Below are 24,747 nucleotides of genomic sequence, written 5' to 3' on the forward strand. Positions count from 1 at the left end.
GCTTTTTGAGAAAATTACAAATTTATAGAGATACGAGCACAGTCTTTTTAAGTCAACTTTAATATGTTATTGGCAAATGTTTAATAATGCATTGACTGGCTTTGCAGCTATTATCAATTATATTGTTTAAAACGTAAAATTATATGAAAAATATATTTGGTCTAGGTATGACGCTAGCACTATTAACCACTTCTTGTGGAGCTCAACAATCTAAAATTAAAGGAGATCGCGATGTGATTTCGGTAAATGGAAACCTACAGACAGGTATTAATACTATTGAAGTTGATAATGGTATTGAGGTCGAACTTGTGCAGGCGAAGAGCAATGATTATGTATTAACTACAGATCGTAACCTTATAAGCGTAGTAGACTTTAAAGTAAAAGATAGCGTACTGCATATTAATACCAACATGAAAATCACGCGTTCTAAAAAACTAGAGGTCTATCTCAAAATGCAGAATCCTCAACACATAATCCTTAAAGGCGATAGCGATCTAGATACCCCCAGGGCAAATTGAAGTACCATACTTCTCTGTTATGGCAAAAAGCTCATCTCAAATTGATTTAAATATAACGAGCCAAAAAACCAGAATAAATCTTTCTGAAAAATCAGGTGGCGAGGTCAATACAAAGACTCAAGATCTTGAAATAAAGATGACCGGGCGTACCGATCTGGATGGAAAGTATACCGCTGGCGAAACCTTATTGACAATGGCTGATAATGCTGAATTTAATCCCAGAGGGAAATCTAACACCCTAAATTTAACCCTAACCGGAAAAGCAGATTACAGAGGTGATGAGTATGATACTAAAGAAGCAATAATCTCCTTAAGTGACCGAAGTAATGCTAAAATTAGTGCTACAGATAAGTTAGCGGTTTCTGCCCAAGACAAAGCTACCGTGAATGTTTACGGAAAACCAGAAATCAATGTAAAAGCCTTAAACGATGATGCACAAATAAATAAAAAATAGTCTTTGAATAATCTTTAAAGTGTAAAGATACTTTAGCTTTTTATCGCATTAAAAATTCGTATCTTTGCACACCTTTTTCAGTTTTATATTTTTAGAGTTGAAAAATAACTTGGGGTCGATTTGGTTTTGACAGCGGGTCTAATTGAGTAGTAAGCACGTCGAGCGCTGGGACACAAGCTCGTAAATCTCATGTTTCACACTTTTTAAACGGCGAGAATAACTACGCCATGGCTGCATAATCCGAATTACAGTAGGATTTACTTAATCTCATACAAGGTATGAGACCATGATACCTCTGAAAAGCCTTGGTTTACGGCGTTTCGCTTAGAGGTACCGAAAAAGTAAACATAGCTATTGCAGGATCTTGATGTGATAGTGAAACTTAATTGAGAATAAGGTACCAGTTGGTAGTTGCCGACCGGCTGTTGCTCGAAAATCAATTGGCAAATAAACGTGTAGAAAGCTATTGAGTTGCCTGTTTGCACGGCGGTTCGAACCCGCCCGACTCCACTTTTTGAGTTTTAAACTCATTTAAAAACCCTGTAAATTATTGATTTACAGGGTTTTTCATTTTATTTGATATCATATAATATCGATTAAATGCAAAAAAATCGGGACCCTTTAGGCAGGTCCCGCCATTATTGAGCTTAGGGGGTCTCGCCAAGCTCATAACACCCTCTTTTTTAGTTTTTTACAAAAGTTAAAGTTTTTTGACCCTAAAAAATCATTTACTAATTTGACTTCAAGGTTCATATCCTACCTGCCACGAAGGTTCGGGAGTTACATAAATAGAAGTCATGAAAAATAACTATTACGCACTATTTCATCTTATAAAAAGGAAAATTAATAAAAGAGGTTTAGCACCTATTTACCTTAGATTGACTGTTGACGGAAAACGAAAAGAACACAGTATTTCTAGAAGAGTCGATCCTAGGAAATGGAATTCACGTCAGGAAAAAGCTTTAGGTAATAGCCGTGAAGCAGTGGAAATAAATACGCACATTAGTAACTTGAGGCATAAGCTCAATCAAATTCATCAAAATTACATTGAAAATGATAAATACATTAGTGCCAATTCATTGATCAAAGAATTAAGAGGTGAAAATGATATTGTCAAAATGACTCTTGAAATTTTTAAAGAACATAACGAAAATTTAGACCAACTGATTGGAAAAGATATTTCTAAAGCTTCGGCACAGCGCTATTGGACTTGTTATAACCATATACAACACTTTATCAAAGAGCAGTATAAAGAAGATGATTTTCGGCTAAAGGATATTGATTATAATTTCATTACGAAGTTTGAACATTACCTGAAAACCAAACGTAACTGCAATCACAACTCTGCATTAAAATACGTGAACAACTTCAAAAAAATTATTCGTATAGCTCTAGCAAATAAATGGATGGATCACGACCCGCTGATCAATTACCGTGTAAAGTTTGAACCTGTCGAACGAGAGTTTCTGAGCCAAGAGGAAGTTGACGCACTCTGCAGCCAAGAGCTACATTTTGATAGATTGAAGTTAGTACGGGATATGTTTATTTTTTCTTGCTATACCGGTTTAGCTTATTCTGATGTTGAGAAGCTTTCTAAGTCTGATATCACTTTGGGAATAGACGGCAGCAGATGGATTCGAATTAATCGAACTAAAACAGGTACAAAAAGCAGTATTCCACTCCTTCCAGTAGCTGAACAGATTCTTGAGCGTTACGAAAATCATCCTGAAGTAGAAAATTCTGAGCGTGTGATCCCTGTTTTTAGTAATCAAAAGTCTAATGCTTTTCTGAAAGAAATAGCAATTATGTGTGGTATAACTAAACCACTAACAACACACTTAGCCCGACATACCTTCGCCACTACAATTACTTTAACAAACGGGGTTCCAATCGAAACTGTAAGTAAAATGCTAGGACATCAGTCTTTACGCACAACACAGCACTATGCAAAAATAGTTGATCGGAAAATTAGCGATGACATGAATATTTTGAAGGCTAAACTCGCTGCACAAAAGTCAAAGAAAGAGTCCAAAATGGAATAGAGCTTAACCTTATCTAAGCCTTTTTCATTATCGAACAGCAGTTTAAATTCTTCATAGAAATGTTCATAACTCCGTAAAACTGTTTGGCGATGCATCGTATTGGATAATATTTAATAACAAATGAATTCAATCTATACCAAACAAAGTCAAATAATATAAAAGTCTAATTGCAAGCTATTTGTAAATAACTCTTCTCTCAAAAAAGGGTGTTTAAACTTTCACTTTTTTACTTTTAATTCAAGAATTCTACTTAATCAAACAAAGCGCTTTGTTCACTATTCACATTAAAAAAGGATACGATGAACATACTTAAATTAGACGAAAGACTCGAGCGAATCGAATCGCTTTTACTTGCCAATAAGAAAGTACTTACCCTAGAGGAAGCTTGCGACTATGCAGGAATATCTAGAAGCTATCTTTATAAATTAACCTCTACCGGTACTATACCCCATAGTAAACCTAATGGTAAACTCATTTATTTTGAGCGGGAAGAACTCGAGCAGTGGTTGCTACAAAACAAAATGTTTTCAGAGGTCGATTCAGGAGAATCAACAAAGTACCATTCAAAAGGATCAAGAATTTCATAGACCTATAAAACTAAAGCTATGGAAACTAATAAACTCTATCATGTAGCAGATCCTAAAAAGAAGACTGTTTACGATTACACCATTGAATACTTATTTGAGAAGTATGATATTCTCTATAATGAGATATCACACGACTTTCAAATATCTCTAAAAGGAAAGCGTCAATGGAGCTATCTGAACCTGAATTCGTTGATTATTGAACTGACTAAAGCAGGTATTGATATCAGTACTTCTAAATTAGAGATTCTAATCAAGTCAGAACTGATCCTTAAATACAATCCAATTCGAGAATACTTCGACTCTCTGAAGCCTTGGGATGGTAAAGATTATATCGAAAAACTAGCTTCTTTCGTTCCGCTTTATGAATATGAAGTATTTGTATATCATTTTAAGAAATGGCTGGTTAGAGCTATCAAATGCGCTCTGGAGCCTGCTTATTTCAACAAGCAGGCTCTAATTATCAGCCATAGCGGTCAGAGTTCGGGCAAGTCCACCTGGTGCCGCTATCTCTGCCCACCCGAATTAGCAGAATATATGGCGGAAGATATCAATAGTGATAAAGATGCGCGTATTCAACTATGCCGAAACTTCCTGTATAATCTCGACGAACTGGCAGTACTTTCTAAGAATGATGTGAATGCGCTTAAAGCTTTTTTCTCAAAGACCTTTATCAACGAGCGTTTGCCTTATGACCGCAAGAATACGATACTTCCAAGAATTTGCTCCTTTATGGGTTCGACCAATATGTCTTCCTTTTTAAATGATGAAACCGGTTCTGTTCGCTGGCTGTGCTTTGAGCTGATGGGGCCTATAGACTTCAATTATAAAAACGAAGTAGCCATTCGAGACGTTTGGAGCCAGGCTTATCATTTGGCTTATAAAGATCCTGATTTTAATCCTGAGCTCACAGTTAAGGATGTCAATGAAAATGAGGAGCGCAACCAGCGATATACTAAAATGACCACCGAGCAGGAACTTATTGCCAAGTACTATGAAAAGTCTACCCACGAAAAAGATTTTGTAACGGCCACAGACATCATGGTGAGTCTAAATTGTTTGAACATCCGCATCAGCCAGGTCAATCTGGGGCGTGCCCTTTCAGGCTTTGGTTTTCAAAAGATCAAACACCCCAAACGCAGAATTTACGGCTATTTAGCAAAGCGAAAGTTCACAGAATCGCCTTATGAACTAGGCTGATGAAAGAAAAAAGAGTAAAACCTCTTACCATTCTACCACAAATCTTCTGAGACCTTATAAACACTAGTCTTGTTTGTGGTAGGATCTTAATAAATCATCTTACCACAATCCTACCCATCTTACCACAAATCTGTGGTAGGATGGGTAAGAAAAAAAACAACCTACCCAGGCCATCAAGCCCCGTGTTTACTGGGATGGGTAAGATGGTAGGATGTTTTGGGATTTTTAAACTATTTACAGATGAAAAAAGAAAAACTATCGTGTGAAAATGCCCGAAAAATATCCATCGTTAAGGCGCTGGAATTTTTAGGACACTATCCCACCCGCAATACGGAAAAGGAAGCTTGGTTTTTGAGTCCCCTGCGGTCAGAAACCCAAGCCTCCTTTAAAGTTTCTAAAAAATTGAACTGCTGGTACGATCACGGACTCGGTAAAGGTGGTAATTGCATCGATCTGATCTGTGCATTCTCCAATGTATCTGTGAGTGGTGCCATAGAATTTTTAGCTCAGATTAATACCGGGAAACCTCCAATTCAAGAGCAAAATAATCTAAGGCAATCTCGAATTCAAATTAAAGATGTAAAGTTCATTCAACATCCAGCGTTATTACAGTATTTAAAGAAACGAAAAATCAGCCTGACAATAGCAAATACCTTTTGTAGGGAAGTTCACTACACTGTTGGTAATGCCTATTGTTTTTCCATTGGACTAAAAAACAATTCTGAAGGATGGGAACTTCGAAACAAGTATTTCAAATCATCTAGTTCACCAAAAGATCTAACCTGGATCAATAATAAATCTCAAAACTTGATTGTCCTAGAGGGAATGTTTGATTTGTTATCGGTGATTACCGTATCTCCAAATTTAAAACGAGAAGCTGATTTTTTGATCTTAAACTCCGTTGTATTTGCGGATAAAGCACTTCCCTGTTTTGATAATTATGAAGTTATTGAATTGTATTTGGATCGAGATGAAGCTGGAAGAAAGACCACAGGGTTCTTCTTAAATGAAAATTCAAAATGCATTGATAAATCTGAGTTCTATTCTGATGAAAAAGACCTGAATGCCTGGCTGATGAAAAAGAAATAAAACTGATTTCTGGAGAGCAGGGCAAGATGTGTGGCTGTGGCCACAATCTTGCTTTGCTCCCGATGGTTGCAAAGAAAAAAATTACAAAAAAATGAAGCGAGCACTTATCAAATTCAGATGCAGCGTTTATGAGAAAAAATTGCTGCAGGTAAAAGCAAAAGCTGCAGGTACTTCTTTGAGTGCTTTTTGCAGAAATAGCTTAATGGAACAACAGATCACTCAGCGTATGAGTGAAGAGCATATGTACACCTATAAAATGCTGGTCAAGTATCACAATAACTTTAAACGCATCGGTAATATGTATAAAAAAGGAAACCAAAAGCTCAGCCAGGAAGTCATTGTAGTGGCTGAAGAAATCAAAAAACATTTAAAAACCATACTCAAATGATTGGCAAAGGAAGTTCCATATCCAGTACGCTCGGCGCTTTGAGATATGGCAACAACAAAGAGAAAGAAGCTGAGCAGGTATACAGTGATCTAATCGTCGGAGAAACTGCAGAGGAAATCGCTCAGGAATTTAAAGCCGTTCAGGAGCTCAATCAAATCTGTGAGCGTAATACCTTGAGTTTTATTTTAAGTCCAACCGTTCGTGATGGAGAAAATCTCAGCAACCGCGAACTCGGCGCACTTACCAAAAGCTTTATTCAGCAAATGAAATTGCAGGAGCGCCAGGCAGTAGCTTATGTGCATCGGGATAAAGAGCATACCCACGTGCACCTTTATGTCAATCGTATCGATCTCAACGGCAGGGCATACAACGACAGTTTTATAGGAAAGCAAAGTCAATTGGCAGCAGAGCGGACTGCCCGAGAATTGGGACTTCAAACGGTGAAAGATGTGCAGTATGAAAAAAGCCGGGAGCTCAGCAGAATCCGAGCTGAAATACAAAAAGCACATCAAAATGCCATCAGTCAGGATAGATCAAAAGATCTGCAGACCTATATTAACCGGATGCGTGAGCAGCAGATTAACGTAATACCGGTAATCAATAAATCCAAGCAGCTTCAGGGATTTCGGTTTGAATATCAAGGGCAAAGTATCAAAGGAAGTGCCGTTCACCGATCGATGTCTGCCAGTAATTTGCTCAAATCAATCCACCGCGAAAAAAGTATTGCTCTATCCGGAAGAAGCGTCACCATTGCACCAAGTTTGGCCAAAGCCCTGGCCAAAAAGGTTATAAAAATTGTAATCGATAAAGGAATTGGAATATGACAAAGCTTGAACTAATATCAGAATTGCTCGTTGAAGAATTACACAGCTTCAAATTAGAGGTTAGCAGATTAGAACTTATTGAAAAGAATCTCAAGAAGACACGCATTAAAGCCGACAGTTCACAAATTGAAAAGTTAGTTGAGGAACATCTTAAAAAACTACACATAGATCAAAAAGCCCAACAGGAAAATCGCAAAGAAATACTAAAGCGTATTAAACATTCCCGGACGGTTCCGAATTGGCTGATAGTGCTAGCGCTACTTCTTTTTCTTTCACAAGCATTTAGTATTGTATATCTGCTGCTGCGCTAATAAGTGGTACAGGAATTAATTTTTTCTTTCAAAAAAACCAGTCTTTAGTGAAGGCCTTTCCGAAAGAAAAAATTATTGGGAAGGGATTTAAGTAAGGTGATACTTTGTATTGAAAAGTAATTTTACGTCTTAACACCATCTTATTTTATAGGCTTTATTTTCTTCTAATTTCAGGCTCATTTTGTGAACGCTTATATTTAAGATGTCAGTATCATAAAGCTCCTTGATGTGACCGAAGATATCCCGGTAACTCAACCCAAGACCATGGAGACTAATGATCTTTTCAGAAAGGTTATCTGCCAGAATGGTTTGACGTTTTTTAACCAGTTCCGGTTCAAAACTGCTTTGACGATCTTGAGGAGTCTCAATATCAAAAGAGTCAAAACCACTCTTGAGTTTTTTTTCCTTTACCATTGCGCTTATTGCCCTTGGCGCGTTCATCGTTGTCCAGATGGGAATCCATCTAAGCAGAAAGTGCCTTTTCTATTACGTTCTTAAGCATAGGTGCAAAAGCACCGTCTTTACCAAACAAACTCTTGCCAGACATAAACTGGTCAAGCACTTTCTTCTCAAACTCTTATTGTTCTTTTGTAGTCATAATTCTGTTTGAATGAAATTAATAAATAATCCTATTCAGACAGAGTTTAGTTTACACCCTCTAACCATTTGCTTAAACAGAGTAGCTAAGCGGTTAATAGGATAGTGTCATCTAATGTAAAATATCAATAATCAGTTTTGCTGGAACATCGTTTTCCTGAAATTTTGCTTTTAATTGATCCTGACTTTTAATAAGTTCTACTCTATGTGCATCTAGCTTATTACGGATTAGAACCGTATTATTGTCTAATTTTTTAATTGTTCTTTCCACTACTAGTTTCAGATCTTTCACACTGGTGGCACCGTCAATTTCTTCTTGGTTAATATTGGTTGCAGCAGCTATCTGTAGAGATAAATTTGCTAAACTCAATATATTACCCATAGTATTTAATGTATTCTGAGCTTTGCTAGCTCGTTGAATTTCTGAAAGATCATTTTCAAGATCAATAGTTAATTGATCAATCTTTTCAGTTTGTTCTAAGTATTTGTTTTTTAAAGCATAGAAATTATTGAATGCTTCTGCATCATTCATCTCTATTTCTAGTGTCTCAAAGACTCCATTTATTATACTGATCTTATTATTAAACTCAAAAGATCTCTGAACGTCTATATTGCTGACAACACTTAATGCTTGTACGTTAAGATCTTTATAAAAGTACTGATCAATTAATCCATAATTAAACACAACTCCCCTTCTGTTTAAAAAATTTCTTTTGTTAGTGATCCATATATAAAAAGATTTAGCTTGGGAAGGCCTCATCATTACAGATGGATTTGGTTCATTAGTTACACCTGGTTCATTATAGGATTTAGCTAATACAAAAAGAGGAGAGCTACCAAATCCAAGATTTTCAATTGGACTATATTCAACAGCACCTGACATCATATGGATCCTTGCTTTCACTCTGTATAAGGCTCCGGAATTTGAATTCCATTTCAATAATTCTTGTAGTCTATCTTTCTCGCCTTCAATCGAACTAAATGCGGATCGTCTTGCTTGTGCGTTTTCTATTTGAGGAATAGCTCTTTTTAAAAATCGATTGAAATTTGTAAAGGTTCTAACATCCCTTCTAGTTTGAGCAAATGAAGTTTGGGTTATACATAATGTGAATACCAAGATCAAAGCTAATGTTAAAGTCTTTTTCATAATAGTTCAAGGTATTCCTTAATTCTGTTTTTAGAATTGTAAGCTATTGTTATAGCCATTGAGCATAAGCTAATCTCAGCTCTTAGCAAATTAATTTCCTTCAGTGCTAAATTTATCTTGCTTTCACTATCGCGATCTGATTTCCAAGGAATATTTTTATTCATTACATGATCTTCAACTTGATCACGATTATATCCTGCTGGTATATTGAAATGCTCATATACATAAACATAATCGCCTGTTTTTGGTTCTAGAAGCTCCACCTGTTGCTTTCCTTTAGCATATCTAGTTTGAACAACTTCAATATCAACAAAGTTAGCGTTGAGATCTGTATTTAGCGTTGATTTCAATTTAGTCAAACGACTATATATTCTCGAAGTAATCCTGATTATATTTGAAGAATCCCAGGTTCCACCTTTTGAATCAAAATCAACTCCAGTTATATTTTCTGGACCAAATCCAGCAAACATAACTGTTGGATTATCGATAACTTTCGACTCTTGAGATGCATTTACTTTATAGTTTTTAAGACCTAAACGTACCGCTAATTGATCGTTGTCGAAACTACTTATTAAAGCATCATGTTTTGCTATCGCCTTATTTTGAACGTCATAGATCGAGCCAGGTTGATCACTTAGCATATCATTAAACCATGAGTCATATTTTACGATTGCTGCTTTAATAACAGCAATTGGGTAATTCAAATTAGTTCTTCCTGCTATTTCTAAACTTAAAGCAAGCGGTAAAATTAAGCATGCATCCGGTCCCTTTCCTTCTTTAGAGTCTCGTAATATAGAAAGACATTGATCTGCAGTTGTAATTATATCAACGACCTCATTTTTAACTTCCTCATTATCAAAAATTCTAGGGTTCTCGATACTTGCCGCAATCATATTATCATTATATCTTCTAGCAGCAGCGCTAATCTCACCTAGTAGTTCTGTCTTATATTGTATCTCTAATTCTTTTCTGATTTGATGTGGTAAGCTATTAATAGCGTTTTGAATCTCAACCAAGGAAAATTGAATACTATTTAATTGCTCATTTATGACCTTTAGCATCCCATTTTGATATTTCATCATAGCTATCATAGGATCTCCAGGACCGCTTGAAAAGGAGTTGATCAGTGACATACCAGTTTGCGCTATTGCCATAGCGGTCATAGGGTCTACAGCTAATATCTCTGGAGAATGAATTGAAATCAATTCTGAAGAATTTCCAAGTGTTGTTTTTGGCATTAACAAAACGCCAATAGAAGTAAGTGTCACCATTTTTGTAAATGATCGCCTATTAAATTCTTCATTTTGTGATTTCATTATTATAGATTTATTTAAAAATATAAAAAATAAATCTATAATTGATTATTCCTCAAAACATTGGGTTTATTAATTCAAGACTAGTTACTCCGCTGAGGTAGTAAGCATACTAAGCAATATACCTAAGTGGACAATTTTTCGTCTTTTAAAATTTAGAATGATACAGTAATATTCCACTGCTTTAAAATGAAGATCCGCATTGGCTCTTGATCTTAAAACTACTTCTTTCTCTTTGACAAGCATTTAGTATTGTCTACCTACTGCTACGCCAATAAATGAAATAGGAATTAATTTTTTCTTTCAAAAAAACCTTGCTACAGTGAAGGCCTTTCCGAAAGAAAAAATAATGGGAAGTGACTAAAGGTAGAATGACTATTTCGGTTTCGATAAATACAGGACTTAGAGCCCTTAGACTGTCAATCCCAGAATCTTCATTTTTAACGTAAAAACAGGCTCAGTTCAATAAAATCAATGATTTTTTAGCGTAAAAATGTTGTGTTAAAGTATAAGCGAACTCACGCCGTTGTATATGCCCCGTGACATTTAGTGAGTATCTGAAATCTCACTTTACGGGTGTACAAGCACCCTCTACCCCTAGGGGTTATTTTAAGCTTCTTCGTACTAATCCTCTTTTTTGTTTCATCAGCAGCATTACCTAGCTTTTTTTTAGCAATGAGTCGATGACACGCCGTTGTATATGTCCCGCGACATTTAGTGAGTGTCTGCCACCTCACTTCACGGGTGTACAAGCACCCTCAGACCTATAAGGTTAATCGATAAGCAGTTCTATGCCTGCTTTCTTTGCTTTGTATTCTATTTTTTTAGTTAGTTCGTAATAGTTCCAGTTTCTAAGCACAAAGTTTTCTTCTTGTGCTGCCTCTATCTTGGCTTCCTGATTGATGAGAATCAAAGTGCCGGCCTGGTGCTTCACACAAAAGTCAATGAGCTTTCTGCTGTACACGTGCAAGCGCTGATTCACATAATTGATTTCCTTTTCCCGAAACTTATCTACAGCTTTGAGTTTGCGTTTACGTCCATGACCTCCCCGGGAATGTACTGATCCCGTCAAAGCTCTTTTACGTGCAGCCTGAATGGCTAGTCTACGGTATAAAAACTCTTCTTTGGTTCCTATAGTCATTCGATTGCGACCAATCTTGACGGTAATGGGGTATTCTAATGACAAGGAAGCTTCCGCTATTACCTGAGGTTTTAGAGCGTGCTGTTCTTGCTCGATATCAAAGACTGCCAACCAAAAGATCTTCCCGTCTTTGAGTTTGATTTCTGAGGTGCGCAATCGGGTTTCTCCTTTTAGTACCCGGTGCAACAAACTGCGCTTATCGGAGAAGTCCCGCCCCAAATAGGTGCGAAACGGAATTTGAAACAACCGAAAACAAAAGGCACCTCGATCTTCGTCATAGTGGAATCCCCACATACAACGTGGAGCAAAGGGAAAGCCGATATCCCTTCTGAAATTTTTAAGGGAGCGTTCCCCGCTCCAGTACTGGGGTCTGTTTTTCTGAAACGAACTCTCCAGATTTCTGTTTAAGCTCGATAAGACTTCCGTAGGGATTTGACCTTTAAAGCGGTCAGAGACCACCCGGTAGGTACTGTTGATTCGTGAACGGTTTAAGATCCCGTTTTCGTGTTTTTTGACATCGGCAAGCTTGTATTGGATATCTTCTGTAAAGTAAAAAAACTCCTTGATCATTTCCTGGCAGTACAGGTGCGTTACTATGATGTTTGCCGCTTTAAAGCAGCAGTATTGCCAGTCGTAGAGTTTAGCCATTGCCTCTTTACGTGCTTCATAATCCGGCAGGTCTATATTAAGTTGAATCTTTCGGGTAAGGCTGAGGGTTTTGGTTTTCATAATCAGGCGGATTTTAAATGCTGTTCGTGGTTTTCTTGTAAAAACTTATACGCCGTTGTAAAGGCACGATGCACTTCTTTTTGAGATAAGTTCAGCTCTGCAGCGATGGCTGCAAACGAGTATTGCTGTTCACAGCGAAGTTCCAATACACGGGCTTGCTGTTCGGTGATTTCAACCAAAGGTTTTGATTGCTCTTCACCTGTCTTATCTGTTTTTAGAATGTATCCCTGATTGAGGATCGTTTTGATCTCGGCAATAGTTTGCTTCATCATATTACTGGCTTCGGTGATGCTGATGCCTAGCTGCTCTGAAAGAGTTTTGTATTTAAAACCATGTTGAAAGCAGAGTTCAATCAGGCGTTTACGCTGCGATCCCAAAAGCGGTAGTATATTGACCACTTGCTCATAATCCTTTTGCTTTTTTTGTTGGTCTATCAAATGATCATCCACTGCAGCCGGATCATATCCCAACATATAATCCTGATAATTCGGAAAGTTATCCAATGCATAAAAATCCCGGTCAAACTGATTTTTAGGACGGGCGTAGTACCATTTGCATTCGCTACTAATCACCGTATACAAGAAATTGACCAAATGCTGAGGCGATTCGATTTGCTCGCGTTTATCCCAAAGGATTAAAAAGGCATCCTGCACCAAGGTTTCTACTACAAAGACATCTTTGATTAAACTCCTACCCATCCAGTAAATGCGCCGGTGATATTCCTTATAGATGGCTTTAAAGGCTAATGGGCAGCCTTGTTTGAATCCATTATAGTGCTTATCTATTTGAAATCGCTTCATAATATTACCCGTTTTTAATACTAGATTTTGCTCTATTATTCATTTATTTATCATTCACTCAATATTGCAAAGCCATAGCTATGAGGTAAATATAAAAATAAATATTAGTAATTGTCAAACTTGACAATTATTTCACACTTTTTGATTCGATATTCGTATTCATGCAAGATTGGAGAAAGGAATATCGCAAAGAATTTGCAAAACATTTGAAGAGGCTAATTGATAATAGCAATTATGATATTGCAACTATTGCTTCAATAGGTGACATAGAAAGTAAATCTATTTATAGAATACTTGCTGATGAAAATGAACCAAAAATCACTACTCTTCTACCAATAGCGAAAGGATTAGGGTTACATCCTAAAGACTTATACGACTTTGACTTTTCATTCGATATTAAAGAAAAATAGATAAGACTTTTTAAAGATCAGAAATTCTTCAGTCCCAAGCCATAATACATATTTTATATTCTATTATGAGCTTTGAGTGGGCCTTTGTCTAGGGATGTTATAATGCTGTATCCCTGTTTTTTAATACAGAATATTCTAGTATAATCCTGATATAATTTTACAGAAAACATTCTAAATCCTGAAGTATTTATATATTTTAGTGAGATTAGGGAATTACTTATGCTGGTTTATATAGTAAGGGGTAATATGGTTCTATCAATCGATAAACCTGAATTAAAGTTCCTGTTATCCCGGAAAATTGATGGGATAATGGATATATTTATCTTTATATAATGAGTTAGCACACATACGAAACAAACTATGAGCAAAAAATTTAACTTTCTGATTTTATTATTATTTGTAGCTTTCACAGCCAATGCGCAAGAAACTACTCTATTCGATAGTCAAGGAAATGCAAGAGCGTATATTGACTACGATGATGATGCAACTATCTATTTGTGGAACGGAAAAGCAGTTGCCTTTTTGGAAAATGATGGAGGAGATATGTGTGTTTTCGGATTTAATGGAAACTTTTTAGGTTGGTATGAAAACGGAATCGTACGTGATGAAAATGGAGATGCAGTTGGAGCAAGAGACGGAGCAACAAATATGATTACTAATATTGAACCAATCAAAAGCATTCAAGAAATTTCACCAATTAGACCAATAACGCCTATAACACCAATTAAACCAATTTTCAGTAATAGTTGGAGTTCGGAATCACTTACCGAATTCTTATATTCTGGTAAAAATTAAGATTATGAAAAAATTACTATCAATTATTTTTATGCTAATATCTATTGTCGCTTTTGCACAAAACAGATATTCAAAAGTTACAACATCGAGTTTTAAACCAATGTCATACAGCGAATTATCAAATGTTGCAATGACACTTCAAAAAAGATATAATGAAAATCAAAAATATCTTTACGCTATGAAAAATTGGATTTTAGAATTGAAACCACAAATTAAAGAACAAAAATTTATTGATAGACTAAATGGAGAATACTCTGTTTTAACATCAATGGAAGATGACGATTTAGCTCGTGCTACCAAAGCTTTAAAACAGAGAGAAAATTCAATAAGAGAAGTAATCTCGGAATATAATAGTTGGATTAATCAACAGAATAGTAACACTACTTCAAATCAAACGACAAATACCACTAACAATGTTGTCACTTCAAAAGAAAACACACCAGAAAACTATCTGCAACTTGCAAGTGAATTTTTGCAAAAAGAGAACTATCCAAAAGCAATTTCATATTTATCAAGGTATTTAGAAAATGACCCAAAAAACACAAACGTGCTTTTCTATCGAGCAATGGCTAAAGGACAATTAAATGATAATTATGGAGCTATATCTGATTATGAAAAAATAATTGAAAATAATTCTAACTATCCTATCACAGTTGCAAAATTTGCAACGGTTTACAACAACAAAGCTTATGCTCTTGTTAAGTTAAAAAAATATAAAGATGCGTTACCTTTTGTAAATAAAGCTCTGGAAATAGATGAAAAGGAATGGTTTATTTGGGACACCAGAGGCGAGATTTATTTCAACATTGGCAAATATGATGATGCAATATCAGATTTAAGTAAAGCTATTAAAATTAAAAAACACGATAATTCATATTATTTAAGAGGACTTGCTTATATCAAGAAAGGGAATAAAGAAAAAGGCTGTAAAGATTTATCAAAAGCTGGCGAGTTAGGAAATGGAGATGCCTATGAGGCAATTAACGAAAATTGTAATTAATGGAACTAAATGAACATCAAATCCAAGATTTAAAACTATCGGATTTAAAACATATTGTTGGAAAAACAATTAAAATTACACTTAAAAACCCAATCAAAATAAAAGGTTTAGAGGAAGAACAAAACGAGTTAATTGGCATCGTAAACCAAATTGGTTTGGCGGCAAATGCACCGAATTTACCTGTTGACATAAATATTACGATTTCGGGAACAGAAATAACCAAAAACGTTAATATTTTCGGAATGGAAAAACTGGAATGGGAATAAGTACGTGTGCTAACAATGTATATAAAACATAGCTATTACAGGCTTTTCGAGAGGTTTGTGTGTATTTGTAAAGACCGCCAAATTTTTAAATTTGGCTTTTAGTAAAATAATGATAAAAAGAAAAATTTAAAAATTCGGCTCGTGTATAATCCGAAACGAAAGCGTCTTTTTACACGCTACGTTTCATATACGGAGACGTTACCCACAAGCAAAAATAAATAGTGACAAAAAAGAAAATGCAATATGGAATTTGCAGATTATGCAAAACAGAAACGGATTTAAGCTTTGAGCATATTCCACCAAAATCCGCATTTAATAAAACTACAAGATATTTTTCAGTTCCATTTAAAGAATATACTAAATCAAAAAATTGGCTGAATTACAAACCAAAAGGTAAGGTCAATCAAGGCGGTTTAGGATATTATTCTCTTTGTGAGAAATGTAACGGATTTTTGAATGATAATTATGTCAGAGCTTATGCGGATTGGGCAAAGTTTGGGATGGCTGCAATTTCGAAATCTCAAACCAACTATAATGTTTGGTCTGTTTATGATAAAAATCCATTTCGAATATTAAAGCAAATCATTTCGATGTTTATTTCGATGAATGATCCTCATTTTTCAAAATCATATCCTGAATTATTAAAATTTGTAAATGAACCTGAATCAAGAAACTTATCTGAACGATATAAAGTCTTTGTTTATTTAAAAAGTCGTGGACAAATCAGAACAATTAATTGGAGTGCAACAAATTTTTACGGTCAAGTATGTGAATTTGCCTTTTCTCCTTTCGGTTATATATTAAACATAGATAATCAAAACGGAATTGACCATTTAACAGAAATTACTGAATGGAAAAATTACACAGATGAAAGAAGTCATGACTTTGATATTGGTCTTTATGATTACCCAACTCATCTACCTATTCCAACTCATTATGCTACAAAAGAAGAAATCGAATCAAAACATAACTAAAAAGCCAGTGGGTAATCGAGTAGGCGGCCGTGAGCGGTAAGCCCACGGTGTACCTCTCACACCAAAATCGTACGGGTCTCGTATACGGCGGTTCGTAAACCATCACACCAAGGCTCTTTTCACCCTTGGACTATCCTCTAGTTTAGGCATAGGCTACACAAGTTGTGTTCCTATGCGAATTTTGAAGAGGATTACGTTCGGTCCTTCCCTAATTGTGAGACCTATGCATTTTCGCTGCAACTCGTTTCCCTTAGGTACTATGACCTCTGCTGACTTCTCCTGTACCAACACGTGGTACTGGAGACTCCCCAGGTAAGAGCATCTTCTTTCCCCCGATCCCTGCTGTATCTACATTAATGCACTTTTGGTATTCTTTGGGCTTTACAATGATGTGGTGCTTACCCATGCATAAATGCCTCTTTATACGGTTACTGTTCGTCAATACCGGGTTTTGTAGTCCCGCTTTCTACAGATGTGACCTAAAGGTCACAACCCTTGCGGCTTACTAATGGTTCAAGGCGTTACCCCTGCAAATAAGGAACTTGCACCATCTAGATTAATATTTTACCTTTCGGTAAATTAAAAATGCTCATACAGGCACTCACAATCTGTATATTGCATAGCTACCCTTCGGGATAATTACGAAATCATACACAGGGAACGTTAGCATAAATGTAGAACCAAACAATGAGACTAAATAACAAAGAACTTTTTGAATTCTTTAAATCATTGGAGATTGAAGTGCTCTATCACGCGAACACGACACTAACATCCATTACTTACATAAATCAAAACGGACTATTATCTCGTGGAGCAATAGAAAACCTTGGACTAAGCCAAACACATCAAAGTTCTGATAATATTGATAAGGTTCTAGGCGTTTGGAATGACGTTTTTTTAGATACAACGGATTTACATACTTATTTCATTAGACAGAATTATTATGGTCCAATATTATTCGAATTTGATGTAAGCTTACTTAATAATACCGAATATGAAATTTGGATAACAAAAAATAATCCTATCTATTGGAAAAAAGAGACTCCAATTGAAAAAAGATATTTTCAGAGCGTTGCAGAACTCCGCGATAATTGGAAAAAATATTCAAGGCAAAAAATGATGGTGACAATACGAAATAATTCTAGTCCTATATTATTCGAATCAGTCAGAAGAGTCTTAGTCGATGACCCTCGTGTCACGCTTACAGATGAGAATATTGAATTGTTTAATGAGACTGTCAAACTCATAAAAGAAAATGTTCCAGACGGTCACATCCTTAAGGGAAAATTTAAAACTAGAGAGTGTGAATATTGTTGGTGTAGAGACAATTACCTCAAGCAAGTAAGTGTCACTGATCTAAAAAGACTATTTTTAAACTAAATGATATTATGGAAGAATTATATAAATGCAAAAACTGTCAGACCAACATTGTTATCGTTGAAGACAATCTATTTTATTCAGATGAAAAGTCAGAAGTCCAAATTTCATGCCCTGCCTGTGATCATAAATTAGATACTAGACTTACTGATGGATGGTTTTTTATCCAAACTGAAATAGAATTCAAAAAAGAAAAAGAAATTGAAAGTAAAAAAGAAAGACTCCCATATCCAATGATGTAAAACACTTCTACTAATAAAGCTGATAGTCGTTGTATAACTACTCAAATCTTAAACAATTCTTGTTTAAGATTCTATCGCGGTCTTTGCCTAGAAGATCACTACACAGTTGTTTCCTCAATTTTTAAATACTGAAATGTCTAAACATTTTAATGAGATTAAGGAATTTCGTAAGCTGGTTTATTTTGGAAAGAGTAACTTGGCCTTATCAATTATTTATCAGTAAGATAAGTCGTGACTACACCTTTAAAAAATAAAATATTTTTATAAGAAACCTATGAGCTACAAGAGTAAATGGAAATTAATACTTGATGAAAAAAGATTTAGAGATAAATCACACACAATAGAAAGTGATGGTAGAAATACTTTTGAGAATGACTATGGTCGACTTATTTCTAGTGCTCCTATACGACGTTTACAAGATAAAACTCAAGTATTTCCATTAGAACAAAGTGACTATATAAGAACTAGATTAACACATTCTCTAGAGGTTTCGTATTTAGCTAGTTCAATAGGTCAAAGTATTGAAAATTACTTGCTAAAAAAAAAGGAATTAGATTTTGATTTAAAAGGAAATTTAAGTTCCTTACTTCGTGTTGCTGGATTAGTTCACGATTTAGGAAATCCACCTTTTGGGCATTTTGGAGAAGAGGCTATAAAAAAATTCTTTTCAAATTACTTTTCTGAAAACCAAACAACCTTAAGCAAACTTGAAAAAGCAGATTTTAAAAACTTTGATGGAAATGTTCAGACTTTTAGAATATTATCAAAACTATATTATTTTGGGGATGAGTTTGGTTATAATCTTAATTATTCAAGTCTTGCATCCATTATCAAATATCCGTCAAATTCTGTAGATGGTAATAAAAAACCAACAACAGAAATTGCCAAAAAGAAATTTGGGTATTTTGTTACAGAAACAGCAACGTATAAAAAAATAAACGATTACTTAAAATTAGGAAATAGAAGACATCCCGTAGTATATCTTTTAGAATCCGCTGATGACATTGCATATAGTGCTGCTGACATTGAGGACGGAGTAAAACTTGGAATAATCGGAGTTAAGGATATTGAAGAAATTTTTAGTAAGAAATTAGACAAGAACAAAAAAGATGTTCTTGAAAATTTAGAATATTTGAAATCAATGTATTCTAAAGCACCAAATGTTGATACCTCATTAATAATCCAAAAATTCAGAATTTTCACGCAAAAAATTATGTTAGAAGCTATTGTAAAATGCTTTGAAGAAAATTATGATGATATTATGCAAGGAAAATTAGAAGATGAGATTATAGATATTTCGGACGCTAAAGATATTAGAAAAGCATATAAAACACTACAATTTAAAGTTTTTGATGAAAAGAGTATTTTAAAGAAAGAAATCGCTGGTTGGGAGGCTATTTATGGTTTACTTGACATTTTTGTAAAAGCATCAAAAAGTGATTCTTTTCAGGCTAATGGAAACAATTTAGAAGCTCGTTTATATAAAATCATATCATCTAGTCATAGAAAAGTTTATGAAGACATTGAAAATTACTCAAATCCTGAATATAAAAAACTGCAATTAATTGTCGACTTTATAAGCGGTATGACAGATACTTATGCTATTAGATTATTTCAAGAATTAAAAGGTATTAAAATATAATTAGTGGACTACAACGAATTAAAGAGAAAATTCCAATTACATTTTGCTTTAGAACTAAATTCTAAACCAAAATTAAAATTTCTTATGTATGATATTTTTGTTTTCGGAAGCGCATATATTGTTGGCGGCTACTTAAGAGACTTTCTTAATTCCATAGCTTCAAGAGACATAGATATAATTGTTGATTTAGATAACGAAAAGCTTTTAGAAATAATCCAAAACTCTGAAGTCGAATACACAATAAATAGGCATAAAGGAATAAAATTACATTTTCCTAATATTACAGTTGATATGTGGAGTATTGAAAACAATTGGGCTTTTAAAAATGAACTTGTAAAATTGAATGATAAAGATAAATTACAAAGTATAGCAAAAGGATGCTTTTATAATTATGATTCTTTAGTAGTAAACCTTCATTCTTTTAATATGAATATTCAGTACTATTTGAATTTTAAAGCTGAGAAAAAATTAGAAATTCTTCAGAAATCTCCACTTTACAAAATTTTAAATCCAACTACAGAAGCGAATATTTTAAGAGCTTTTTATTTAAAAAAGATTTATCACATAGACTTTTCTTCGAATACAAAAAAGTATCTAATTGACAAAATTGGAGAAATTACTGACAAAAGATTAAATCCACTTCTTCAATTAGAGTTAACTAAAGCAAGTTATAAAAAATATACCTCAAGCCTCTCTGAAAGCGAAATCGAATCTTCGATTCTAGAACTTTACAAAGAAAATAATTTCGATAAGCAAATTTATCTTAAATTATAAAATACTATTCTAGTATAAATAGACTAAAGTTTCGAAAAAGCCTACGCTAATAAGTAAATAATTCAACACTATATTATTGATTTATCCTTCACCAACTGGGTGATAAAAATGTATTTTTGTCTTAAATTACAGGTATTATCCAAAAATGTCAACACAACTATTTGAGCAACATATCATTGACTTAAATTTCTCATTATTAGATAGTGAGAAGAAGAAAAGTGGTGTTTTGCTTACGGATAGTTTTGAACGGTTAAATGTTGAAGCAGTATCCCCAAATATCCTTTTTGCTCTCGAAACTGCTAAGAGTAAATTTCACGCAGATGCCGTTTTCTTTCGATATTTTCAGGATGGTAGAGGGTTTATTCCTCAATTATATCTATTTGACTACACAAATAAGAGTCTTACTAATGAGGAGAGAAATAGAGTCCACATCCAAATGTGGAATGGTTATCAGGTTCCCGCATATATTCTCATTGAAAAATCTTCTGTAAGCATATTTGATTCTAGAAAAAGACCTAAAGAAAACAAGGATAGTTACACTAAAGAAATTGTCATAATTACAGGAGAAGCTATTAAAGATTATAATGCGAAAGAGTTTGATAACGGAATATTTTGGGATGAACAAAATGAAAATAACTTTCGTTTTGAAGAATCAGCTACAAAGGATCTAATCAGAGGTTTAAAAGGTATCTTTAGAAGTTTTATTGAAGAGTCAGAATTGGATCGACACGTTGCATTAAAACTCTTAGTTCAGAGCCTTCTAATAAAATATTTGGAAGAAAGAGATGAGAAAAGTGCCAGCGGCTATTTTGCAGGGACCTATTTCAAGAAAAACTTTCAATGTTCCAACTTTTGTGATACGATAAGAAATGGGAAGCTTCTAGATTTATTAGACCAATTAGCTAAAGATTTTAATGGTAAAATATTCGAATGGGATAAAGAGACAGAGGAAGGTATTGAAGAAAGAAATGCTATTCAAAATGCAGAAGTACAAAATCTTGCAGATTATCTTGATGGGAATATAAAGGATAGTCAATATGTGATCTGGAGACTGTATTCATTTACTCATTTACCTGTTGAGGTAATTAGTTCTGTTTATGAGGAGCTACTTACAGATAGTAAGGATATTGTGTATACACCAGAAATGATTGTCAGCACTTTGGTGGACGAATGTATGCCGATTAAGAATCCTCAAAACGACTTTAAAGTCATTGATGTAAGCTGTGGATCAGGAATTTTTCTTGTTAAAACCTACAAGAGAATTGTTCAATGGTGGCGATATGATGAATGGAAAAAGACGGGCAAGCTCATCAAGCCATCCCTGCCCGTCTTAAAAAAACTTTTACTTAAGAGTATTCACGGAGTTGATATAGAGCCTGACGCTATTCGGCTTTCTGTATTTAGCTTGGCTCTAGCCATTCTGGATGAAGTTGATCTTGACCCCCCTACGTGGGGTAAATTAAAATTCCCAGACCTTAGTAAAAACATTATTACACAAGATTTCTTTGAGTTTATCACGAACAAGCCAAATACAAATTTTGACTTGGTTATTGGTAATCCTCCGTTTAACTTGCCTGAGGTTAATGGAAAGGAGCCAAGTAGAAAGCAGTACTTTAGAGAATTAAATGACAGAGTAGGCTATGAAAGTGAGATAAGCATTCCTGATGAAAATCCAGCATTACACTTTCTAGTTCAATCATTAAAACTTCTGAAACAGAATGGCTTACTATGTCTAATTGAGCCATCTGGCCCATTACTATATCAAAAAGATTTAAGTTTTAAGCAAGACCTATTTACTAAAAGCAACCTCCTACAGGTAATAGACTTCACGAAGCTTGCAGATAAACTATGGGGTAGAAAAAATGTTGCTACAGTAGGTGTTTTTATTCAAAAATCTGTACCAGACGATAAAGATGTATTACACCTGGTAGCCAATCGAACTTTTACAAATAATAATCGGCTATTCTTAGAATTTGACCATTATGATTTCCATTTAGTTTCGAAAAATGAACTTATAAATAGCCATTATATCTGGAAATCGAACCTGATGGGCGGTGGTCGATTATCTCAATTGATCGAAAGGTTATCAAAAATACCCACACTAGGGCAGTATTTAAAAGAAAAACGAAAAAACGATGGATGGGTTTATGGGGATGGGTTTATTAAAGGTAAACCAGATATTGAATTAATAGATTCGGATTTTGAAAAGAAAAAAGGAGGGTATTCTGAAGCTAGACATTTAACTAACAAATTGTGTTTTGAGCCGGAGGATTTTAATGAAGAAGGAATTCATAGAACCTTTATAAATAATGACAAATACTATCAATGGCCAAGAGTTGAGACTATTTTTAAACCACCTCTATTACTAATAAAGAAGAACATTGGAAAAGAAAGTATCCCAGTAGTTTTTTGTAACCTACCTATTACATATAAAAATGAAATAATAGGTATACACGCACCTAATGAAGACGCAGATTCTTTGAAAGAATTAGAAGGTACTTTGCGCAATAATAAATTATTTCGCTTTTATTTGGCCTTAACTAGTTCTCGCGCAGGCGTGAGCAGATCTAAATCAACCTTATTACAAAAGGACATTTTCAATTTACCATTCTTAGGAGATTTAAATATTTCCGAAGCTGATCAATTGATTATTAATGATATTATTGAGTATCAACTCTCTGGTTCTAAATTATCTGATAACTCCACCAAAACAAATATTTCTAATTTTTCAGAAATTTTCTGTAAAACACTAAATAGCATATATAAAGAAGAAAAATCATTTCAGCTATTTAAAATCATTGATACTGGTAAGTACTTTGCACTGCACTTCGAGTACACTTCCAAAGAGATAATTTCTCAAATTGAAATGGCTCCTGATCTAGAGGTGTATATAGAAATGGTTACTCCTTCGAATGATAAAAAGACAGAAAGTTTTCATATTCAAAAGATTATCAAAGTATATGGGCAAGACTCTATAATACTAGCAAAACCCAAACAATTGCGATATTGGTTACCGTCAATAGCTTTAAGAGATGCAGATGAAACCTTTGCGGACTATTTTAAATCTCGTCACTCTAATGCTTAGAGACTCACTTCCATCATACCAATCTCCAAGGTCAAACGATTTAAGTGCAGGTCAGGACGCTGAGACAAATCTAATATTGTTTTTCATTGATAATCACATTCCTGATTTTTCGAGTTATTACCAATCATTAAATGATTCGAATAAGGAAAATAGAATCAGTGATTTACTTGTTCATCACTTTGAATTATGTAAAGATGAATCCGGAGGATATTTTCCATTTCGATTCAGTAAAAACCCAACACAAGCCCATACCACAAAAGAAACAGATATTGGAATTTTTGTAAGAACAAGAGGGCAAAAGCCACTTCCTATTTTTGAGTTTGAAGCTAAAAGATTTTCTGATTCTTCAAATAATAAGGAATATGTATGTGGAATTAGAGGTGGTATTGAACGCTTTAAAAGAGGAGATCATTCTTCACACTTAAAGATCTGTGGAATGTTTGGCTACATTCAGAGCCGAACTGCTCAGGAATGGATCGGTAAGGTGAATAGTTGGATTCAAGAACTCTCTAAAAATAATACAAATGAATTATTAGACTGGACAGGTAATAATGAGAAATTGGTCAATGTAGATTCTTTTATATCTGTTGAAAAGTTATATTCTTCCAACAAGAGAAAATCGTTCAATGATGAAATTATTTTGTGGCATTACTTGATCGATTTAACCCCCTAGAATTATTTTTTTTATAAGTAATACATGTGAGAAGAGTTTCTCACATAGATGATGTAGTATCATAAAATATGGATCCAAAATATTTTTAGCTGCCTTTCTAAAACCTATTAAACTGTTAAAGTTTGTTAACGTTACACCTATTCGGTGTCCCCTTTTTTCAAACCCCTTGTGAAGCCCTATAAACATTGAAACGGTCAATATTCGGTCGTTCCGCCCGACTCCACTACTCGATAAAAATCCCTAAGCCTTTAGCCTCGGGGATTTTTTATTTAAGCTTCTATTAGTAAGATCCTCCTAAATTTACACTAGAATCATGAAAACTTACAAGACTTCAAAAGTCAATTAAGACTTCAATTTCTTTTTAACACATCA

At 34.5% G+C, this 24,747-nt stretch carries 25 protein-coding genes and 1 other RNA gene; 21 read left to right on the plus strand and 5 right to left on the minus strand.

Features of this window, described 5'->3' with window-relative positions; all coding sequences use genetic code 11:
* Positions 1 to 143 precede the first annotated feature (143 nt).
* The 10 genes from BUB91_RS10130 to BUB91_RS10175 all read left to right on the plus strand — a co-directional run bounded on the left by BUB91_RS10130 (position 144) and on the right by BUB91_RS10175 (position 7,410).
* Positions 144 to 518 (plus strand): GIN domain-containing protein, encoded by a 375-nt coding sequence (locus BUB91_RS10130; protein WP_073099129.1) that lies wholly within the window; start codon positions 144 to 146, stop codon positions 516 to 518.
* A 19-nt stretch (positions 519 to 537) separates the two neighbouring features.
* Complete coding sequence (locus BUB91_RS10135; protein WP_073099130.1) at positions 538 to 972, plus strand: GIN domain-containing protein; 435 nt, start codon at positions 538 to 540, stop codon at positions 970 to 972.
* Between the two features lie 111 nt (positions 973 to 1,083).
* Positions 1,084 to 1,485, plus strand: a transfer-messenger RNA (tmRNA) gene (gene ssrA, locus BUB91_RS10140).
* 284 nt (positions 1,486 to 1,769) lie between these two features.
* Positions 1,770 to 3,014 (plus strand): site-specific integrase, encoded by a 1,245-nt coding sequence (locus BUB91_RS10145; RefSeq protein WP_073099131.1) that lies wholly within the window; start codon positions 1,770 to 1,772, stop codon positions 3,012 to 3,014.
* Between the two features lie 299 nt (positions 3,015 to 3,313).
* Complete coding sequence (locus BUB91_RS10150; protein WP_073099132.1) at positions 3,314 to 3,601, plus strand: helix-turn-helix domain-containing protein; 288 nt, start codon at positions 3,314 to 3,316, stop codon at positions 3,599 to 3,601.
* Between the two features lie 18 nt (positions 3,602 to 3,619).
* Entirely contained in the window at positions 3,620 to 4,798 is a 1,179-nt protein-coding gene (locus BUB91_RS10155; RefSeq protein ID WP_073099133.1) for a virulence-associated E family protein, read from the plus strand.
* A 240-nt stretch (positions 4,799 to 5,038) separates the two neighbouring features.
* On the plus strand, positions 5,039 to 5,887 hold the full coding sequence (locus tag BUB91_RS10160) for a toprim domain-containing protein (RefSeq protein ID WP_073099134.1): 849 nt from the start codon (positions 5,039 to 5,041) through the stop codon (positions 5,885 to 5,887).
* A gap of 91 nt (positions 5,888 to 5,978) precedes the next feature.
* Positions 5,979 to 6,275, plus strand: a complete 297-nt coding sequence (gene mbpA / locus BUB91_RS10165) for a mobilization protein MbpA (RefSeq protein ID WP_073099229.1) — start codon at positions 5,979 to 5,981, stop codon at positions 6,273 to 6,275.
* The gene (locus tag BUB91_RS10170) at positions 6,272 to 7,099 is read left to right on the plus strand and encodes a relaxase/mobilization nuclease domain-containing protein (RefSeq protein ID WP_073099135.1); all 828 of its coding nucleotides are present in this window, start codon (positions 6,272 to 6,274) and stop codon (positions 7,097 to 7,099) included. Before mbpA ends, BUB91_RS10170 begins: the two co-directional genes overlap by 4 nt.
* The gene (locus tag BUB91_RS10175; RefSeq protein WP_073099136.1) at positions 7,096 to 7,410 is read left to right on the plus strand and encodes a DUF6730 family protein; all 315 of its coding nucleotides are present in this window, start codon (positions 7,096 to 7,098) and stop codon (positions 7,408 to 7,410) included. Before BUB91_RS10170 ends, BUB91_RS10175 begins: the two co-directional genes overlap by 4 nt.
* 129 nt (positions 7,411 to 7,539) lie before the next feature.
* On the opposite strand, the gene BUB91_RS10180 is transcribed toward BUB91_RS10175, so the two are convergent.
* From BUB91_RS10180 to BUB91_RS10205, 5 genes are all read right to left on the minus strand, one after another.
* Positions 7,540 to 7,824, minus strand: coding sequence for a transposase (locus BUB91_RS10180; protein WP_073099137.1), 285 nt, complete (start codon positions 7,822 to 7,824; stop codon positions 7,540 to 7,542).
* A gap of 295 nt (positions 7,825 to 8,119) precedes the next feature.
* Positions 8,120 to 9,154, minus strand: coding sequence for a hypothetical protein (locus BUB91_RS10190; RefSeq protein ID WP_073099138.1), 1,035 nt, complete (start codon positions 9,152 to 9,154; stop codon positions 8,120 to 8,122).
* Positions 9,151 to 10,470 (minus strand): hypothetical protein, encoded by a 1,320-nt coding sequence (locus BUB91_RS10195; RefSeq protein WP_073099139.1) that lies wholly within the window; start codon positions 10,468 to 10,470, stop codon positions 9,151 to 9,153. The genes BUB91_RS10190 and BUB91_RS10195 overlap by 4 nt, the downstream gene beginning before the upstream one ends.
* Before the next feature lie 769 nt (positions 10,471 to 11,239).
* Positions 11,240 to 12,337 (minus strand): hypothetical protein, encoded by a 1,098-nt coding sequence (locus tag BUB91_RS10200; protein ID WP_073099140.1) that lies wholly within the window; start codon positions 12,335 to 12,337, stop codon positions 11,240 to 11,242.
* 2 nt (positions 12,338 to 12,339) lie between these two features.
* Positions 12,340 to 13,137, minus strand: a complete 798-nt coding sequence (locus tag BUB91_RS10205) for an RNA polymerase sigma factor (protein WP_073099141.1) — start codon at positions 13,135 to 13,137, stop codon at positions 12,340 to 12,342.
* Between the two features lie 161 nt (positions 13,138 to 13,298).
* On the opposite strand from BUB91_RS10205, the gene BUB91_RS10210 reads away from it, so the two are divergent.
* The 11 genes from BUB91_RS10210 to BUB91_RS10260 all read left to right on the plus strand — a co-directional run bounded on the left by BUB91_RS10210 (position 13,299) and on the right by BUB91_RS10260 (position 24,375).
* Entirely contained in the window at positions 13,299 to 13,547 is a 249-nt protein-coding gene (locus BUB91_RS10210) for a hypothetical protein (RefSeq protein WP_073099142.1), read from the plus strand.
* Between the two features lie 360 nt (positions 13,548 to 13,907).
* The gene (locus BUB91_RS10215) at positions 13,908 to 14,342 is read left to right on the plus strand and encodes a 4-fold beta flower protein (protein ID WP_073099143.1); all 435 of its coding nucleotides are present in this window, start codon (positions 13,908 to 13,910) and stop codon (positions 14,340 to 14,342) included.
* 4 nt (positions 14,343 to 14,346) lie between these two features.
* Positions 14,347 to 15,342: a tetratricopeptide repeat protein gene (locus BUB91_RS10220; protein ID WP_083557905.1), complete on the plus strand. Its 996-nt coding sequence runs from the start codon at positions 14,347 to 14,349 to the stop codon at positions 15,340 to 15,342.
* A complete protein-coding gene (locus BUB91_RS10225; protein ID WP_073099145.1) occupies positions 15,342 to 15,608 on the plus strand; it encodes a hypothetical protein in 267 nt (88 codons plus the stop codon). Before BUB91_RS10220 ends, BUB91_RS10225 begins: the two co-directional genes overlap by 1 nt.
* Positions 15,609 to 15,829: 221 nt before the next feature.
* Entirely contained in the window at positions 15,830 to 16,582 is a 753-nt protein-coding gene (locus tag BUB91_RS10230; protein ID WP_128759345.1) for a hypothetical protein, read from the plus strand.
* A gap of 687 nt (positions 16,583 to 17,269) precedes the next feature.
* Entirely contained in the window at positions 17,270 to 17,962 is a 693-nt protein-coding gene (locus tag BUB91_RS10235; RefSeq protein ID WP_073099147.1) for a hypothetical protein, read from the plus strand.
* An 8-nt stretch (positions 17,963 to 17,970) separates the two neighbouring features.
* Positions 17,971 to 18,201 (plus strand): hypothetical protein, encoded by a 231-nt coding sequence (locus tag BUB91_RS10240; protein WP_073099148.1) that lies wholly within the window; start codon positions 17,971 to 17,973, stop codon positions 18,199 to 18,201.
* A gap of 274 nt (positions 18,202 to 18,475) precedes the next feature.
* Positions 18,476 to 19,843 carry a dGTP triphosphohydrolase gene (gene dgt / locus BUB91_RS10245; protein WP_073099149.1) on the plus strand — a complete coding sequence of 456 codons (1,368 nt, stop codon included), beginning with the start codon at positions 18,476 to 18,478 and terminating at the stop codon, positions 19,841 to 19,843.
* 3 nt (positions 19,844 to 19,846) lie between these two features.
* The gene (locus tag BUB91_RS10250; RefSeq protein ID WP_073099150.1) at positions 19,847 to 20,617 is read left to right on the plus strand and encodes a nucleotidyltransferase family protein; all 771 of its coding nucleotides are present in this window, start codon (positions 19,847 to 19,849) and stop codon (positions 20,615 to 20,617) included.
* Between the two features lie 145 nt (positions 20,618 to 20,762).
* Positions 20,763 to 23,702 carry an HsdM family class I SAM-dependent methyltransferase gene (locus BUB91_RS10255; RefSeq protein ID WP_073099151.1) on the plus strand — a complete coding sequence of 980 codons (2,940 nt, stop codon included), beginning with the start codon at positions 20,763 to 20,765 and terminating at the stop codon, positions 23,700 to 23,702.
* On the plus strand, positions 23,695 to 24,375 hold the full coding sequence (locus BUB91_RS10260) for a hypothetical protein (RefSeq protein ID WP_073099152.1): 681 nt from the start codon (positions 23,695 to 23,697) through the stop codon (positions 24,373 to 24,375). The genes BUB91_RS10255 and BUB91_RS10260 overlap by 8 nt, the downstream gene beginning before the upstream one ends.
* The last annotated feature ends 372 nt before the right edge of the window (positions 24,376 to 24,747 follow it).

This window comes from Leeuwenhoekiella marinoflava DSM 3653, assembly GCF_900129005.1.
GTDB lineage: Bacteria > Bacteroidota > Bacteroidia > Flavobacteriales > Flavobacteriaceae > Leeuwenhoekiella > Leeuwenhoekiella marinoflava.